The sequence below is a fragment of the Streptomyces sp. NPDC027185 genome (assembly GCF_055567035.1).
The window spans coordinates 13655-27179 of the sequence record NZ_JBVHRF010000013.1 but is presented as its reverse complement, the minus strand read 5'-3'; the positions used below and the strand labels follow the sequence as shown (position 1 = coordinate 27179).

The 13525-nt window shown below is 72.5% G+C and carries 17 protein-coding genes and 1 pseudogene; 10 read left to right on the top strand and 8 right to left on the bottom strand.

The window, feature by feature from the left end:
* Positions 1–186 precede the first annotated feature (186 nt).
* The 5 genes from ACZ4M8_RS29465 (at position 187) to ACZ4M8_RS29445 (ending at position 3224) form a co-directional block, all read left to right on the top strand.
* Positions 187–534 (top strand): hypothetical protein, encoded by a 348-nt coding sequence (locus ACZ4M8_RS29465; RefSeq protein ID WP_467612959.1) that lies wholly within the window; start codon positions 187–189, stop codon positions 532–534.
* 1013 nt (positions 535–1547) lie between these two features.
* The gene (locus ACZ4M8_RS29460) at positions 1548–1766 is read left to right on the top strand and encodes a hypothetical protein (RefSeq protein ID WP_467612956.1); all 219 of its coding nucleotides are present in this window, start codon (positions 1548–1550) and stop codon (positions 1764–1766) included.
* Between the two features lie 60 nt (positions 1767–1826).
* The gene (locus tag ACZ4M8_RS29455; RefSeq protein WP_467612953.1) at positions 1827–2567 is read left to right on the top strand and encodes a hypothetical protein; all 741 of its coding nucleotides are present in this window, start codon (positions 1827–1829) and stop codon (positions 2565–2567) included.
* A 202-nt stretch (positions 2568–2769) separates the two neighbouring features.
* Positions 2770–3006 carry a hypothetical protein gene (locus ACZ4M8_RS29450; protein ID WP_467612950.1) on the top strand — a complete coding sequence of 79 codons (237 nt, stop codon included), beginning with the start codon at positions 2770–2772 and terminating at the stop codon, positions 3004–3006.
* A complete protein-coding gene (locus ACZ4M8_RS29445) occupies positions 3003–3224 on the top strand; it encodes a LexA family protein (protein ID WP_467612947.1) in 222 nt (73 codons plus the stop codon). The genes ACZ4M8_RS29450 and ACZ4M8_RS29445 overlap by 4 nt, the downstream gene beginning before the upstream one ends.
* A 58-nt stretch (positions 3225–3282) precedes the next feature.
* On the opposite strand, the gene ACZ4M8_RS29440 is transcribed toward ACZ4M8_RS29445, so the two are convergent.
* The 5 genes from ACZ4M8_RS29440 to ACZ4M8_RS29420 form a co-directional block, all read right to left on the bottom strand.
* Entirely contained in the window at positions 3283–4275 is a 993-nt protein-coding gene (locus ACZ4M8_RS29440; protein WP_467612944.1) for a hypothetical protein, read from the bottom strand.
* A gap of 33 nt (positions 4276–4308) precedes the next feature.
* The gene (locus tag ACZ4M8_RS29435; RefSeq protein WP_467612941.1) at positions 4309–5160 is read right to left on the bottom strand and encodes a hypothetical protein; all 852 of its coding nucleotides are present in this window, start codon (positions 5158–5160) and stop codon (positions 4309–4311) included.
* Positions 5157–5360, bottom strand: a complete 204-nt coding sequence (locus ACZ4M8_RS29430) for a hypothetical protein (RefSeq protein ID WP_467612938.1) — start codon at positions 5358–5360, stop codon at positions 5157–5159. Before ACZ4M8_RS29430 ends, ACZ4M8_RS29435 begins: the two co-directional genes overlap by 4 nt.
* A 457-nt stretch (positions 5361–5817) precedes the next feature.
* The gene (locus ACZ4M8_RS29425; protein WP_467612935.1) at positions 5818–6246 is read right to left on the bottom strand and encodes a hypothetical protein; all 429 of its coding nucleotides are present in this window, start codon (positions 6244–6246) and stop codon (positions 5818–5820) included.
* Between the two features lie 202 nt (positions 6247–6448).
* On the bottom strand, positions 6449–7237 hold the full coding sequence (locus ACZ4M8_RS29420; protein ID WP_467612933.1) for a hypothetical protein: 789 nt from the start codon (positions 7235–7237) through the stop codon (positions 6449–6451).
* A 214-nt stretch (positions 7238–7451) separates the two neighbouring features.
* On the opposite strand from ACZ4M8_RS29420, the gene ACZ4M8_RS29415 reads away from it, so the two are divergent.
* Both ACZ4M8_RS29415 and ACZ4M8_RS29410 read left to right on the top strand, forming a co-directional pair.
* Positions 7452–8567, top strand: coding sequence for a tyrosine-type recombinase/integrase (locus ACZ4M8_RS29415; protein WP_467612930.1), 1116 nt, complete (start codon positions 7452–7454; stop codon positions 8565–8567).
* Positions 8480–9049 carry an endonuclease domain-containing protein gene (locus ACZ4M8_RS29410; protein WP_467613031.1) on the top strand — a complete coding sequence of 190 codons (570 nt, stop codon included), beginning with the start codon at positions 8480–8482 and terminating at the stop codon, positions 9047–9049. Before ACZ4M8_RS29415 ends, ACZ4M8_RS29410 begins: the two co-directional genes overlap by 88 nt.
* Positions 9050–9142: 93 nt before the next feature.
* Here ACZ4M8_RS29410 and ACZ4M8_RS29405 read toward each other — a convergent pair.
* A pseudogene (locus ACZ4M8_RS29405) lies at positions 9143–9670 on the bottom strand (DUF4231 domain-containing protein); the annotation flags it as partial.
* A 516-nt stretch (positions 9671–10186) separates the two neighbouring features.
* On the opposite strand from ACZ4M8_RS29405, the gene ACZ4M8_RS29400 reads away from it, so the two are divergent.
* Both ACZ4M8_RS29400 and ACZ4M8_RS29395 read left to right on the top strand, forming a co-directional pair.
* On the top strand, positions 10187–11116 hold the full coding sequence (locus tag ACZ4M8_RS29400; protein ID WP_467612927.1) for a hypothetical protein: 930 nt from the start codon (positions 10187–10189) through the stop codon (positions 11114–11116).
* Between the two features lie 57 nt (positions 11117–11173).
* Positions 11174–11509, top strand: a complete 336-nt coding sequence (locus ACZ4M8_RS29395; RefSeq protein WP_467612924.1) for a hypothetical protein — start codon at positions 11174–11176, stop codon at positions 11507–11509.
* Here the strand turns inward: ACZ4M8_RS29395 and ACZ4M8_RS29390 are convergent.
* Complete coding sequence (locus tag ACZ4M8_RS29390; RefSeq protein ID WP_467612921.1) at positions 11506–12150, bottom strand: hypothetical protein; 645 nt, start codon at positions 12148–12150, stop codon at positions 11506–11508. The two genes, ACZ4M8_RS29395 and ACZ4M8_RS29390, sit on opposite strands and share 4 nt — an antisense overlap.
* A 106-nt stretch (positions 12151–12256) precedes the next feature.
* On the opposite strand from ACZ4M8_RS29390, the gene ACZ4M8_RS29385 reads away from it, so the two are divergent.
* Entirely contained in the window at positions 12257–12670 is a 414-nt protein-coding gene (locus ACZ4M8_RS29385; protein WP_467612918.1) for a hypothetical protein, read from the top strand.
* A 240-nt stretch (positions 12671–12910) separates the two neighbouring features.
* Here ACZ4M8_RS29385 and ACZ4M8_RS29380 read toward each other — a convergent pair whose 3' ends face one another.
* Positions 12911–13393, bottom strand: coding sequence for a hypothetical protein (locus tag ACZ4M8_RS29380; protein ID WP_467612915.1), 483 nt, complete (start codon positions 13391–13393; stop codon positions 12911–12913).
* Between the last annotated feature and the right edge of the window lie 132 nt (positions 13394–13525).

Below are 13525 nucleotides of genomic sequence, written 5' to 3'. Positions count from 1 at the left end.
GTCAATTCGTCACCCCGCCCGAGGCACACCGGCCTGATTTCGTCATGCCCTCCGGGCAGCAGCAGGCGGTTAGGTGTCGTGTACGGCCCCGCCGCGCCTCGCTCCCCCGGAGGCGCGGCGGGGCGCCAACACCCGTCCCCTGCTGAGGCACCGATGACCAGTGCAGGACCCCACCCAGACACAGCCGTGCTGTACGTGTGCGCCGACCGCAGCCCCCAGATGCCCGGCCTCGCCACTCAGCGAGCCGAAGAGGAAGCCCGCGCCTTCGCGCAGCAGCACGGCCTGACGATCGCCGAGATCATCACCGACGAGTTCGGTGAGCCGAACCCACAGCTCCGCCAGGGATGGCAGCGAGTCCGCGACCTGGCGGCAGCGGGCACCTTCGCCACCGTGCTGATCCGGTGGCCCTCCGCCATCGCTCCGGAGTGCGCCCACGAGGCCCGCTACCGCGAGACGTCGTGGCTCCAGGACCACGGCGTACGGATCCGCTACACCTGGGCACCCCTGGCCGACGCAGACGGCGCAACCTCGTAAACCCACGTCACGCCTTGTTGCCCCCATTGGACCTAACGGGGGCAACAGGGTGTCCCTGTGCCACCCGGTGCACCGCCGCCCTCTCCACCAGCTCCTCCGCCGGACGGCGAACCCTCTCGTAGCCCCCGGTGTCCTCTTCCCAGGCCACGCTCCCCTTCCCGCCGCGGCGGCACCGCAGCGGTACACCAACTACAGGGAGAAGTGGGGCAGTGAAATCGAGGACGGCGGGGTCCTACCGGGAGAGAGTGGAGCGCCGGCGGGGGATGCGGGTTCGGGGATGGGCTAAATGGTTCGGTGGTCTCGCCGCTGGTGCGCGGCGCAACGGAGTGTGGGGCCCGACCGATGGTCGGGCCCCACACTCCGTATGTCCTGCGCGTCGCGCTCGGCGCGGGCAGAAGTTGGTGGGGGTCCCGCTGCAACGGGAGTTCCCCTGGTGTCCCTGGTGCGTCCACAGCAAACGGATCGTCGCCCGGGGCGCGGGCACCACGTACCCGCGCTGTCCGGACCTCGCCGGGGCGGGGTCCGATGGCTTGAGTTTGGCTGCCACTGGCAGACAAAGGCAAGTTCCGAACGGTCGGTTATTACGCTACATGAAAAATAGCGGCTCTGATCTGCGGAAACGTAAATACGGTCAGGCTCCGGGCCCGAGTTTTTCGCGACAGTACCGCGACAGGGTTCAAAAAACTTCCGAGCGGCGCAACAGTAGAGTTTTTCATTCTCTGTATCGGGATTCATCTTTTCTTCGAGGTGTTTCCGTGGCCGCTCTGACCTGCGGTGACGGGCGGGATTTTACGTTTTCTCCGCGCTTCAGGCGAACCTACCCAAAGTCGCGAACGATGCAGCGTGTGCGGCTCATCGGCACGGCGGTGCGGTATCGACAAAAATTCCAAGGGGTGTATTGGGCGGTCGGGTATGTGCGTTGTGGACCAGTAGATTTTTCTGAGGTCCCCATTTCGGCTGCAACCGAACGGGGTCCGTCCACAGCAAACGTCCCCGAATTGTTTGGAGTTCAGGTGTCCCTGATCCTTCCCGACCGGTCCGGCACGTCCCCGCAGCCCGAGCCCGCCCCGCGCCCCCGCCTGTCCTGGCTCGACCTGGTCCTCCTGGTCGTGGTGCTGGGAGCGCTGGTGATTCTCCTCGCCCTGGGGATCGACCTGCCCGAGGCCGTCTCCATCGTGGGGGTGGCGGGCCTGGTCGCTGCCGAGCTCCGCCGCCGCCTCACCTCCTCCTGACGTCCTTCGGCCCGGGGCGCCCTGCCCCGGGCCACGGGCCAGCGGAAGGAGAAGACGGCGATGGCCCGCCCCATGAATGCCCTGCCCTCCGACAAGAGTGAGCTGGGCCGTTTCGCTGCCCATCTGCGTGCCCTGCGCGTCCGGGCCGGCAGCCCGACCCTGGCGGAGATGTCCCGGCGCTCCGGCGTCTGCATCGCTGCCCTTTCCGGCGCGCACAGCGGTACGAAAATGCCCACGTGGCGCACCGTGCACGGCTACCTCGGCGCTTGCGGGACGGAAACGAAGGACATCGCCTCCTGGCACGCTTGGTGGCGCGGCCTCCGGGCCACGCGCCTCACCGAATCCGCCGGTTCCGCAGCGATCTCGGAGGCCGTCACGCGGTGGCGGACCGGCGTCTTCGACCCCCCGACGCTGAGGACGGGTGCGGAGCTGGCCGCAGCACTCGATCAGTTCCGACGTTTCATGAGGCTGAGCCTGCGCGATCTGGCGCGGCTCAGCCACGGGTACTCCCACCACACTCTCGGGGTCGTCCTGCGCGGCGACCGCCCGATGAACGCCGACATCATGGTCGCCGTGCTCACCGCCTGCTCCGTCCACCCCCTCACGATCGGCCGCTGGCTCGAGGAACTGTCCCGGGTGCAGCCGGGGGAACGCCTGCGCGCGAGTCTCCTGGGATTCGGCCTGCAGAAGAGCGCCCACCCTTCGGCGCCGCGCGTGCGGCACGTCCGTCCCCCGGCAGGGGTCCCCCGCGACGTCATCGCTGCCCGGCGGCTGGCCGCACCGGCCGCGCGGCGCAGGTAGCGGTCCGCGACTGCGCGACCGCCCGTACGGAGCCCCAGTGGTGGGCGTCATGGGTGCTCACGTAGGGGCTGTGCCCGCGAACCGCGGACACAGCCCCCGCCTGTCCGGCTCTCCGGAGCGAGAGTGGACCGCCCGCCCGGATCCTGTTCGGTCCGTCGGGCCTCCTTGCCTCGAAATTCGAACAAGTGCTCTACTTTCGTGTATGGAACGTCCCGATATCCCCCCGGACCTGCTGGAGGTCCAGACCGACTGGTACCGCGTCTACGCCCGGCTCGCTGTGTCCCCGCCGGGCGGGGTGGCGCAGCAGCGGCGGAGGCTGCTGGAGCTGTCCCGGCACATCGCCGCCCACCCGTACTGGCGGACGCCGGCGGGCACGCCCGCGGCCCGGGTGGCGCTCAAGGAGCGGGCCCGCGCCGCGGCCGCGGAGGGGGTGCGGTGACGCTGACCGAACAGCAGCGCCGCATCGCCCGCGCCCTGCGCGAATGGACCGTCGAATACGGAGAGGAGCCCTCCGTACGGGAGCTCGCGACTGCGGTCGGCCTGAGCGCGTCCACGCTCAGCTACCACCTGCAGCGTCTGCGCGAGGCGGGGGTACCCGCGCAGACGCGGGGTCGTCGTCCCAGCGGGCGCTGCCCGAACTGCGGACATCTCCAATAGCAGGTCAGGGCCTGTTGGGCCTGTTGCCCCCAACAGGCCCAACGAACTCTGGCCTGCGTCAGGTCGGCGGTTCGCGGCGGAAGGCCACCGCGGGGATGCTGCGCATCAGCCGGCCCGCCTCGGTGAGGCCGAACCGGGAGGCCAGGAGCAGGAACGGGATCAGGAAGAAGAGCCCGATGGCGACCGGGGCCAGGTATTTCCCGAGGGAGGGGACCTGCGCGGCGAGCGAGACGCACACGGTGACGATGACCGCGCCCTTCACGAACGCGCCGGCCAGCCGCCGTCCGTCGGTCCGGTCGGGCTCGATCCGGGCCCTCTCGGGCAGTTGCTCCTCGGGCAGCAGGGCGAGGACGTTGTCGGACGCGAGACTGTGGGCGATGGACACCGCCATGGTGCCCAGATGCGCCGCCGCGCCGGTGCGGTCGGCGACGAGGCGGTCGGCGTCCCGTCTGAGGGCCTGCGTCACGCGGGTCGTGCGATCCCAGAGGGTGTCCTTGACCTCGCGGCTGATGAAGAGCTCGTCCACGAGGTGGGCGACGGCCCGCTGCAGGGGAAGGCGGACCTCCTCGGTGGCGGAGCTGAGCTTGACCGCCGCCTCGTGCCGCCCACCGTGCAGCGCGACCGCGGCACCGTTGGTGACCAGGTCCAGCACCTGGCATAGCGGCCTGTAGCGAGGGCGGACCGCGTCTCCTTGCCAGATCGTCCACAGCACGAAGCACCAGGCGAGCACCAAGACGATGGCCGCGACACCCCACAAGTCCGCGGCGGACAGCATGGTGCAGGGGCTGGTGTCGAGGGCACCGCCGGGCGTGCAGTCCGCCCTGTTCACGATCCACATCAAGGCGGTGAAGCCGCCGGTGGCGACGGCGACGTCCGGGACCCGGCGCAGGAGCGTTCCGCGCCGGTAGGCCAGGGCCCGGCGGATGAGGGCGACGTCCAGCGGGACGCCCAGTTCGGCCGCCGCCGTCTGCGCCGGGTCGAGGTGCTTGTCGACCCGCCACCGGTGCATGCGTAAGACCGGGCGCCACCACGGCGGCCGGGGATCACTCATCTTCTTCTCCGTTCTTCTCGGGGCCGGCGCCGGTCACCGGCGTGCCCGCTGCTGCAGGTCGGTGACCGCGTCGAGGAGGTCGGGGTGGCCGTCCAGGTCGAGGTGGCGGGGGTCGGCGGCGTACAGGGTCAGCCCGAGCAGCCGGTGGGCGAGGTCGGCGGCCCGCTGCTCGTGGCGCCAGGCATCGAGGCCGGTCAGCGTCGCGGGATCCACCTCGGTGCGGAACCGCTCTTCCTCGGCGACGGCGGCGCGCAGGGCCCGCGGCCACACCGTCGGCGCCACAGACGGCTCCGGGCCGTAGGTCTGGAGGGTCCGCAGGGACCTCGCCGCGGCCGAACGGTCCGCCCGCTCCTGCAGATCGGGAAGGGCGGCGAGCTGGGCGGCGACGCGCCGGATCCGTACACGGTGCTCCAGGGCCCAGGCCCGCTCGGCGCGGCGGCTGCGCTGCTCGCGTACGGCCTCCACCCGGTCGGCCTGGGTGGCCGGCGCGCTGCCGTCGGGCCGCAGGTATGCCGCCGAACGCTGCAGGTACCGGCGCTCGGCGGTCTGCCGACCGCTCAACTCCTGCCACTCGGCGATCCGTGCCCAGGTGATCCGCTTGGTCCGGGCCAGCGTGGTCAGCTCGGTCTCGTCGTGGTCCAGCTTCTCGCGCAGCATCCGGATCGTCAGCAGACTGGCCAGCACCTGGGCGTCGGTGGCATCGGGCTCCCGCCGCCCCGCGGCACGCCGCAGTACGCGGTCGTAGCCGGTGGCAACGTCGCCCAGCTCGCCGGGGGACGCCTCGTCGAGCCGGGGCATCCGCGGGGTTCCGGTGGCGCTGCTCAGCAGGGACCATGCCCGCGCACGGCGGTGCAGCTGCTCAGGAGTGGGCGCCGACGTCTTCATGACGACACCTCAGGTCGTCCGCCGGACGACGGATCCGCAGCAGACGACGGCGCTGTGCCGCCCGGGGGCAGAAGGGCGGGGTGGGTGCGGTGCTTGCGCCGCCAGGCCGCGCGCACCGCACCCACCCCCAGCGAGGTGAGAGCAACCATCACGGCCGCTATGTACTGGGCGCCGACGTCGTGGAAGAAGGTCGAGGACATATGAGGTGACGCGCACGTCAGCGTGCGCTGGCTCCTTCGGACACGGAGGTTCAAGACCACGCCACCGCGATTGCGGACGGGAACTCTTCCGGGGCGGCGCGGGCGGCCAAGCCGCCTGGCCCAGAAGTCTGCCGCTCGCCCCGTCCCGGTCGGAGCGATTCCGGCACCCCCGCAGAAACCGCCACGGTCCGCCACCCCGATCCAGCTGGTCATATGCCGTATCCGGGGAGGAACCGCCGAAGGGGAATGTCGTCGTCCGGCTGCGCCGGGACGGAGGCGGCGATGTGGAAGAGCTACGTGGCCGCGGGGGGGGGCGTGCTCCTGGGCGTGCTTGCCGGTGAGACGGGTGCTACCGGTAGCACCTCGGGCCGCTACCGGTAGCACCCCCGCTAGCGGCCGGGGAGGCGCCTGAGCAGGCCGGTAGCGGGTAGTGCCTTCCTCCGTGGAGCGGGACCGGTCAGCCTTCCTCGCCGGCAGCGGCCTCCGCGATCGCCTGTTGGACGAGACGGAGTTCCGTCTCGTCCAAGGCGTCCAGCGCCGCCTTGAGGTTGAGCGGCGCGGCCCCGGTCAGCGAGGTTGCGAGGCGCAGGATGGCCAGCTCGCTGCGTGAGCCCTGGATCGGCGGGGTGTCGGTGAGAGGGAACTCGCTCATCAGGCGGTGGGCGATGCCGATCCAGTTCACGCTGGGATGCGTGCCGCTGCGGTCGACGTACTGCAGGGGATCCGGCTGTGCGTCCCGCTCGGTCAGAAACCGCCGCAACCAGTACCCGTTGCGGTGTGCGCCGAGCAGCCGGGTCGCCGCCCGCATCCCCTCGTTGCCCACGCCGTGCAGCAGCTCCTCGGCGAGCTGCTCGCCCGCCCTGCCGTCCGTGACCGTCGGTGTCACCGGTATCTCCGTTCCCTCGACGCCCGCCGCGATGGCCGGCCCGCCTCATTGTTGTGGCTGCCGACTCGCGGTCGCGCTGCCCACGCCGGGCGATGGAGTGGCTGCGGCCACCGCGGGGTGGGGCCCGCTGCCCGCCGGCGGGCAGCGGAATGCCGTGCCGAGCGATGGCCCGGCACGGCGTGGAGGCGGTGTGCGGCGGGGTCTACGCGGGGGCCTCCTCGGCCCGCCGGCGGGCGTCGGCGGCGTGGCTGCGGGCGTCGGCGGCCCTGGCGCGGAGGCGGTCGGCGGTGGCCCGGTGCTCCTCCGCGAGGGCGGGTTCGGCGGTGACGAGGTCGTCGTAGAGGGCGGCGGCGAGGTCGCTCCGGTCGGCGGAGGCGTCGCGGTTCGCGGCGAGCTGCAGCAGCCCGTCGCGGTCGGTCGCGTTCTGGAGCTGGGCGTATTCCGGGTATGCGTCGCGGCGGGCCCGCCGCAGCTCGTCGAGGCGGGCGTGGAGGGCGGCGCTGCGGGTGCGCAGGGCGGCCTCGTACTCCTGGGAGCCGGGGGGCTGGGTCGCGTCGAGTCCGGCGGTGACCGCGTGCGGCTCGTCCGAGTGGCGCTGGGCGTAGAGGTGGTCGAGGTCCTGGGCGTGCTGCAGGGACGGGTCGGTGCCGTTGGCGAAGGCGACGCGGCCGGTGGCGGCCCAGGCGTGGAGGGCCCCGTGCCAGCGTTCGTGGGCGGACTGGCGGGTGGTGCCGGCCGCGGCGCCGATCTGCTCCCAGGTGGTGCCGGCCTCCCGCTCGGCGACGACGGCCTGGTCGACGAGGCGCTCGGCGCGGCGGACCAGGTCGAGGGCCTGGCGCAGCAGGTCGCCGGCGGGGAACGGGCGGACGGGGACGGCCCGGTCGGCGGCCGCGGCGAGCAGGTCGGCGGACGCGGCGAAGGCGAGACGGGCCTCGTCGCGGGGGGACAGGCGCAGCGGCGCGGACCCGGCGGGCGGGGTGTCGGTCGTCATCGTGTCAGGGTAGCCCTGACATGCCCTCAGTTGCCGGGGCCGCCCCGCCCTTTCCGGGCGGCGCCGGCGCCGACGGTCTCCCGCGTCCGCGTTCCGCGGACAACGGCCCGTCCGGCGGGGTCGTATCGGATAACCGCGTTCCGTTATCCGACCCGATGGCTATCTGACTCTTGATAATGTTCCTTCTCTAGAGTCAGAACTGAGGGAGGCTCACATGGGTGCAACGGGTCGGGGACTGGCCGTCCTGGCTGCGGGCAGCGTCGTCGACGCGGAACTGGTGAACGACGACGCACCCGCCGCCGCGCCGGACGTCCACACGGACCGGGACCGGCACCTCTCCCCCGAGACCGTCGCCGCCATCGAGGCGAGCGCCGCCGCCTCCACCCGCCGCGCCTACCGCACCGACCGCGCCTCGTTCGCCGCCTGGTGCCTCCAGGAGGGCCGCACGACCGTCCCGGCGTCCGGCGAGACGATGGCGGAGTGGGTGCGCCACCTGACCGTCACCCCGCGGCCGCGTACCAACCGGCCGGCCGGACCGCCGACCATCGAGCGCGCCATGTCCGCCGTGACCACCTGGCACCTGGAACAGGGCCACCCGAAGCCGAACATGCGCGGCGCCCGCGCCGTCCTGAACGCCTACCGCGACCGGCTCGCCGAACAGAAGGCGGCCGCCGCACAGCCGCGGCAGGCGACCGCGGCCCTGCCGACGCAGATCCGCGCCATGCTCGCCGGCCTCGACCGGACCACCCTCGCCGGGAAGCGCAACGCCGCCCTGGTGCTGCTCGGCTTCGCCACGGCGGCCCGCGTCTCCGAACTCACCGCCCTCGACATCCCCGCCGCCACCGTGGCCGAGCACGGCTACGACGTGACCGTGTACCGCAAGAAGGTCCGCAAGCACACCGCGAACGCCGTGCTCTACGGCTCCGACCCCGCCACCTGCCCGGTCCGTGCGCTGCGCGCCTACCTCGCCGCACTCGCGGACGCCGGACGGACCGACCAGGGCCCGCTGTTCGTCCGCGTCGACCGCTGGGACCGCCTCGCCCCGCCGATGACCCGCAACGGCCGCACGATCGGCGACCCGACCGGCCGCATGACGGCCGAGGCCGCCGCCGAGGTCATCGAGCGCCTGGCCGACGCCGCCGGCCTGTCCGGCGACTGGTCCGGGCACTCCCTGCGCCGCGGCTTCGCCACCGCCGCCCGCGCCGCCGGGCACGACCCGCTGGAGATCGCCCGCGCGGGCGGATGGGCCGACGGCTCCCGCGTCCTCGCCCGCTACATGGACGACGTCGACCGCGTGAAGAACAGCCCGCTCGTCGGGATCGGCCTGTGACGAGCCCGGAGGGGACCGTGCCCGGAGCAAGGGTGCCCGCCTGCTGGTCCTGGCCCGCCGGGCGGCCGGGCAGGGACGAGATTCACCGCCGCTTCTGGGATGGCATCGACACCACCGGCTACAGCGAGATGGTCATGGGACTCCTCCAGGAAGCCGCGGATGCCCTGGACACCGACAGCGAGGCCCTGGCGACGTGGCAGGCCGGCCGCTGCGCCACCTGCGGGGCGACCGACCGGCGCCTCGTCCTCGACCACGACCACGCAACCGGCCTCGTACGCGGGTGGCTCTGCAGCTCCTGCAACACGCGAGAGGGCACCACAGTCGGTCCCGGCACCGCCTTCGCCAGCTACCGCGAGCGACCGCCCACGACGATCCTCGGCCTGACGATCCGCTACCGAGACCCACTCACCGGCCGGTATGCGGCGCCCGCCCCGCCCAGGGGCGACGGCTGGGACGACAACGCCTCCGCCGGCCTCACCTGACCGCACAACAGCCCTGGTGAGGCTCGGTGTGCCTCCCAGGCTGGAGATGGGGCGCCCCGCGCTACACGACTTCCTGCTGTCCCTGGTGATGGCCAGGTCGAGCGCGGTGGTGTGCTGCTCGATGGCGTCGGCGGTCTGCTGGAGGTTGAAGCCGCGCTCCTTGAACTTGAAGTAGCCCATCACCGAGGTGATGACGGAGACGGCGGCGCCCAGGCCGACGAGGATGCCCTTGCCGGGCTGCGGGGGGTCGTAGAGGGCGGTGACGGCGGGGATCGCCGCGGAGCAGAGGATCAGCGACCACTGGAGCCAGTTGTGTCGGCGCCGGTAGGTCGCGCTCTCGGCACGCAGCCGGTCGATCTCCCGGGGAATGGCCTCCCGGTAGGAGTACTGCCGCTCGAAGGCCGCGCGGGCGACCTGCGATGCGGCCAGGACCCGTTCCTCCTCGGCAAGTTCGAGGTCGAGGCGCAGTTCCTCGGACGTTTTGGCCCGCAGCCGCACCACCCGGCCGTCATCAGCCTCCGCGTACTTGGGCTGCTTGGTGTCGAATTTGACGATGAAGACGGTGCATCCGACGGCCAGGGCGACCCCGGCGAGGAGGCCGACGATGTTGAGGGGCGCCATGTTGAACCGGCGCCAGGTGAGCGCGGTCGCCGTGGCGAGTGTCAGGAGGAGGAGCGGCACCCCGAGCCACCCCACCAGCTGGGCGACTTCGACCATGCGCGTGCGTTTGATCTGACGGTGAAGGTCGGCGACGACGCGTCGGTGCTGGATCAGGGCGGCGATGGCGTGCTCGGCGGCCGGGCCGGACTGCGGCATGTGCGGCTTCCCCCATGAGCTGAAAGGACGGGCGGTCGCGCTCGTCGGTGCCCCTGTTGTAGCGGCCCGGCCGGCCCCGGCTGTTTGTGTCCGGAGGGATTGACGCAAACCCTTTCCGTTGGCCGGATCGAGGCTGGCACGTGCTCGGTCACGTGCAGATCGCCGACGGCTGGGACGCCAACGCTTGGCTGGCCTCACCTCCTTCTGCCGCTCAGGTGCCGCCCTGGTAAGACCTGTTGGCCCTAATGGGTCTTACCAGGGCTGAGCTGTGAGTTGCGAGCGGCGAAGTTTGGGGCTTGGCACGGGAGGTACCGTGCCGGGATGACCGACACCGGTGGGCAATGGCAGCGGGCGCTCGTACGTACGCGGCTGCTGTACGCCTGGTACGACGCCGTACATCGGCCTGCCGCCTCCGCTCCGCTGGGCCAGGTGAAGCTGTGGGAACACACGGTGTTGGCCACGGCGATCTGGCGGACCGCCGAGGACACGGCCACCTCGGTCGAGGACATCCGGCTGACCGCGGTGGCCGCGCGGTGCGAGCGCGACGGGACACACCTGCTCTCCCCGCCGCCGCCGCTTCACCCGGGACGGGACGGCGAGTTGCCCCCCGCGCACCGGGCGGCCCGGACCGTGCAGTCCGCGAGGGCCATCGCCCTGGCGTGCGCGGGCGGACGCCCCGGCGTCCGAGGAGGGGCATGGGCGACGGACACGGTCGGGTACGTGGCGCGGGCGCTGCGGGCCGACCCCGACCTGCCGGTCGTACGGGGCGGCTGGGGCGAGCACCGCACCGCCGCCGCCCGCACCCTGGACCGGCTGCGGGCGGAGTGGCTGTCCGCTCGCTGGCGTCCGACCTCAGCGGACCGGGCGGCGATCCGCTCCAGCGGGCTGCTCGAGGCCGAGGTGCACGACTACCCGCAGGTCCCGCTCCCGGGGTCGGCGGGGGCACCGAGCTGGCTGCAGCGGGCGTATCGCCTGGCGGCGATGACGGATAGGCTCCGCGCCGCCGCCGACCTGACGGGCGACCCGCTCGCCCTGGTGCTGCAGGCACACGCGGGGATGTGCGCCGCCATGGTGGGGCCGGCCGAGGACGTCGAGGCGCTGTGGGTGGCGGCAGGGTCCCCCGCGGCGTGGGCGGAGTGGGAGACCGGGCAGGTGCCGGACCTGCTGGTGCAGCAGGTGATGGCGATCGAAGCCGCTCTGCGGGCCTGCGCGGCAGGGCTGGGGGCGATCGCGTCGGGGCGGCCGGACTGACACCGTCCGCAGTTCGCGGACGGCTGTCAGACGGCGCCGCGCGGATACCATGCGGCCGTGGACTGGTCGGAGCGCATCCGCGCACTCGGAGGCGAGCGTCCGGCCGAGGTCGGCCCGGACGACATATGGGACGTCCCCGTCGGCACCCTCGTCGTCGCCGAGTCTCCGTGCGGATGCGACAGCGCGTTCTGCTCTGCGGGCACCGAGCGGACGGTGGTGGCGTGCCCCGCGTGTGCGGCTAACCGTGACCTTCACCTGAGAGGCCGGTGGGGTGACCCGGCCGCCATCCTGTGCCCGTGCGGCCACACCTGGACTCCCGCGGACACCGCCTGGGCCCGGCTCACTCTGCAGATCGCCATCACCACCGCCCTGCGGCAGCAGGCACCCGGCTAACCGAGCGGCGCCAGGTCCTCGCTGCGCACCACGGGCCAGTCCGTCGCGTCTTCCGGGCAGCCTTCGAAGCGGACCTGGTAGCCCGATGGCGGCCCCGGGCGCACGCTGCGCAGCTCGTCGTTCAGCACCCACGCCGCGCCGCGGACGACGCCGGTGCGGCCCGCGTGCTCTCCGGCCGTCACCTCCACCCGGGTCCCGGGTGCCCAGCCCTGCCGCTCGGCGGCCAGCTCGTGCGAGACGGCGGACGTCGCCCAGGACGTGCAGATCTCCACCGCGGAACGCACGGACCCCCGGGCGATCCCGCGCCCGCCCGGCATCCCGCCCGCGTTCGCCACCGGAGGATCGGCCGGCCACTGGCGCGTCAGCCACGCCCACTCCTCCGCAGCCTCGCCGTGCAGCTCCAGGAGGTCGCCCAGCTCGCGCACCCATGACGCGCCGCCGACATCCAGGTGCCACAGCAGTGCCCCCGGGTCCACCTCGTGCGGATCGCGGGTGAGGTGAGGGGCCAGCCCGGCGAGGACGACGGTGAGGATCCCGCGGATCGCCCGCCCGTCCCAGCTGGTCGCGGGCCACCTGTCTCCGACAATCTGGTCGGCCCTCTCCGCCGCCCGCCGCCACATCCGGTTCCGTCCGTCAGCCATCACAGCAGTTTCCCGTACACCGTCAGCGGCTCGCCCTCGGGTGGCCGCCTGCTGTGCGGGCGGGGTGGGAGAGACTGCGGAGGTCCGTACGAGGAGGGGATGTCACATGGGGCAGATGCAGGCGGCCGAGATGCGGCTGGTGCTCAGGTACTTGGAGGCGGTGCACCGGGACGACGACGCCGTGGCACGGCGCATCGAGCGGGAGACCTCGGCCCTGGCCGTGCTGACGGCGAGGTGGCTGTCGCAGTCCGCCGAGACCTTGATGCTCCGGGCGGCCGGTGTCGACCGGGTGAGGACCCCGAGGCAAGCGGCGAAGATCGAGCAGAAGATCGTCGCGGATCCTGTGGCGGGCGTCTCGCGGCTGCTGGTGGACGCGGTGGAGCGCTGGGCGGCCTGCGGTGGCTCCCCCGAGGAGATCGCGCGCACGGCCCTGGCCTACGTCATGAGGGTGTTGCGGGAGGACGGCCCGGGGATGACGGACCTGCTGGCGCGGATGCGGACACAGGCCGAAGCCCGGTGATCCGGAGCCGCAAGGAAGGAAGCCCCCAGGTTGGTCCTGTTGGGGGCAACAGGACCAACCTGGGGGCGACGGCGGACTGCGGAGGTCACTCGGCGAGGACCGCGACCGGGTTCATCCCCAGGTAGCCCAACCGCTCGTCGACCGCGGCCTCTGCCTCACGCTGACGGCCGACGTGCGGCCTGGTTGGTTCCAACAGGTCTGATGGGCGGCCGCCTGGCATTTCGGCCGCCCATCAGATGGCTACGGCAGTTCCCGGAGGCCAGTGGTGGCCGGGGCCGGGGTTTCCGGGACGAAGGCGGGGACGCCGCCGAGGTGCTGTACGGCGTGGGCCTGCCCGAGCAGGAAGCGGAATCGGTTGAGGAGGCGGCGGGCCAGGGCCGCGACCTCGGCGGACCCGCGGTAGCTCTCGATGTCGACGAGCGCGTTCTCCAGCTGGAAGAAGTCGCTGTGGTGCAGGGGTACGCGGAGCTCGTCCGGGTCGGACTGGATCACGGAGGCCGTGCCCGCCCGCTCGTACAGGGTGCCGATGAGGCGGGTCCGGGCGGTGCTGGGGGCCATGTCCGGGCGGGCCCGGGTCCTGATGGTGTCCCCGTGCTGCAGGACCTTCTCCAGGGCCTGCAACTCGGCGAGGGTGATGCCGATGTACTCGGCGGGCGCGGCCTTGGGAGCCGTGGGGGTCACGGGGGCCGGCGCGGGCGCGGTGCGGTTCCTGCGGAAGAACACGAGGTCTCCAATCGGGGTGGGGCGGCGGGGTGCCGACCGACTCCCCCGAGAATGCCAAGTTAGAGTTGGCGTGGCAAGTAAAAGGTGGCCAACTAAATATTTCTGGCCTGTATCTCTCCGCTCGGAGGGGCG

Coding starts and splice junctions, on each gene's coding strand:
- ACZ4M8_RS29455 (WP_467612953.1), top strand. CDS start 1,827: ATGGCCCGCCCCATGAATGCCCTGCCCTCCGACAAGAGTGAGCTGGGC.
- ACZ4M8_RS29450 (WP_467612950.1), top strand. CDS start 2,770: ATGGAACGTCCCGATATCCCCCCGGACCTGCTGGAGGTCCAGACCGAC.
- ACZ4M8_RS29440 (WP_467612944.1), bottom strand. CDS start 4,275: ATGAGTGATCCCCGGCCGCCGTGGTGGCGCCCGGTCTTACGCATGCAC.
- ACZ4M8_RS29435 (WP_467612941.1), bottom strand. CDS start 5,160: ATGAAGACGTCGGCGCCCACTCCTGAGCAGCTGCACCGCCGTGCGCGG.
- ACZ4M8_RS29430 (WP_467612938.1), bottom strand. CDS start 5,360: ATGTCCTCGACCTTCTTCCACGACGTCGGCGCCCAGTACATAGCGGCC.
- ACZ4M8_RS29420 (WP_467612933.1), bottom strand. CDS start 7,237: ATGACGACCGACACCCCGCCCGCCGGGTCCGCGCCGCTGCGCCTGTCC.
- ACZ4M8_RS29415 (WP_467612930.1), top strand. CDS start 7,452: ATGGGTGCAACGGGTCGGGGACTGGCCGTCCTGGCTGCGGGCAGCGTC.
- ACZ4M8_RS29410 (WP_467613031.1), top strand. CDS start 8,480: ATGGGCCGACGGCTCCCGCGTCCTCGCCCGCTACATGGACGACGTCGA.
- ACZ4M8_RS29400 (WP_467612927.1), top strand. CDS start 10,187: ATGACCGACACCGGTGGGCAATGGCAGCGGGCGCTCGTACGTACGCGG.
- ACZ4M8_RS29390 (WP_467612921.1), bottom strand. CDS start 12,150: ATGGCTGACGGACGGAACCGGATGTGGCGGCGGGCGGCGGAGAGGGCC.
- ACZ4M8_RS29385 (WP_467612918.1), top strand. CDS start 12,257: ATGGGGCAGATGCAGGCGGCCGAGATGCGGCTGGTGCTCAGGTACTTG.